This window comes from Limosilactobacillus pulli (assembly GCF_947381555.1).
Lineage (GTDB): Bacteria > Bacillota > Bacilli > Lactobacillales > Lactobacillaceae > Limosilactobacillus > Limosilactobacillus pulli.
Map to the genome: position 1 here is coordinate 1 of NZ_CANCWQ010000068.1, position 1,250 is coordinate 1,250.

At 32.4% G+C, this 1,250-nt stretch carries 1 protein-coding gene; it reads left to right on the forward strand.

Annotation, left to right across the window (positions count from 1 at the left end):
- Nucleotides 1-265: 265 nt before the first annotated feature.
- The gene (locus QOS03_RS09110; protein WP_283576186.1) at nucleotides 266-1,186 is read left to right on the forward strand and encodes a restriction endonuclease subunit S; all 921 of its coding nucleotides are present in this window, start codon (nucleotides 266-268) and stop codon (nucleotides 1,184-1,186) included.
- The last annotated feature ends 64 nt before the right edge of the window (nucleotides 1,187-1,250 follow it).

The following is a 1,250-nucleotide window of genomic DNA, read 5'->3' on the forward strand; positions in this document are numbered from 1 at the left end:
TCCTTTTTTAGTCTACTTTGAGTCTAACCTTGTTAGGCTTTTTTTGTTAAATGTTACGAACTAGCAAATCGCGTATTAGATATATTTACCTTTTTAGATATTTATAGATTGATATATAACCTCTATTTAATGGGAGCAACGAAAATTTTCCGATATCTACAAAAAGTCTTCTGAAAAAAATGATTTATCTTTTTCTAAGGATAAAGTTATTTCTGTTGCTGACAATAAATGGGGAACTACACCTAAAAATTCAACAGATAAATATATGAGAACCTACTACGTTTATCGTATTGGAGATATTGCTTTTGAGGGCCATACTAATAAAAAATTTCAATATGGCAGGTTTGTTGAGAATACGTTAGCTAACGGCATAGTTTCACATATTTTTGACATATATAGACCAATACAAAAAGAACACGATCTCTGGTTTTGGAAGTACTATATTCATAATGAAAACATAATGAGGGATGTTTTGAGAAAGTCTACAACAAAAGCAACAATGATGACAAATCTAGTGAATAAAGATTTGTTAAAACAAAAGTTGAATATTCCAATTCTTGAAGAACAGAAAAAGATAGGACGTTTATTTAGTCAAATAGATAGAACTATCACTTTGCATGAGGAAAAGCAGCGCCAGTTAGAACAGCTGAAAAAGGCTTTACTGCAAAAAATGTTTGCGGATGAAACTGGATATCCAGTGCTCCGGTTTAAGGGCTTTACTGAAAAGTGTGAGCAACGTAAGCTAGGAGAAATAGGAGAAACTTTTTCCGGTTTATCCGGAAAAAATAAAAATGACTTCGGACATGGCGATGCGAATTTCATTACTTATATGAATGTTTTTTCTAACTCTATTGCTGACCTTCGAGGTACTGAACATGTTGAAATTGATTCAAAGCAAAATCAAGTAATATATGGTGATATATTGTTTACCACTTCTTCCGAAACCCCCGAAGAAGTTGGGATGTCTTCTATTTGGCTTGGTCATACTAAAAATACCTATTTAAATAGTTTTTGCTTTGGATATAGGATTCTTGAAAAGCAAAATTTTGATTCTTATTATATGGCTTATTTACTTAGGACTGAAAATTTCAGAAAACGAATGACCGTCTTAGCCCAAGGCATATCTCGATATAACATTTCTAAAAAACAAGTTATGAATACATTTGTTAATTTTGGTGGATTATAGAATGAAGTTAGCCACCCAGTTGGTGGTAAATAAAAAACGCCATTCGGCGTGACATCAGGTATCA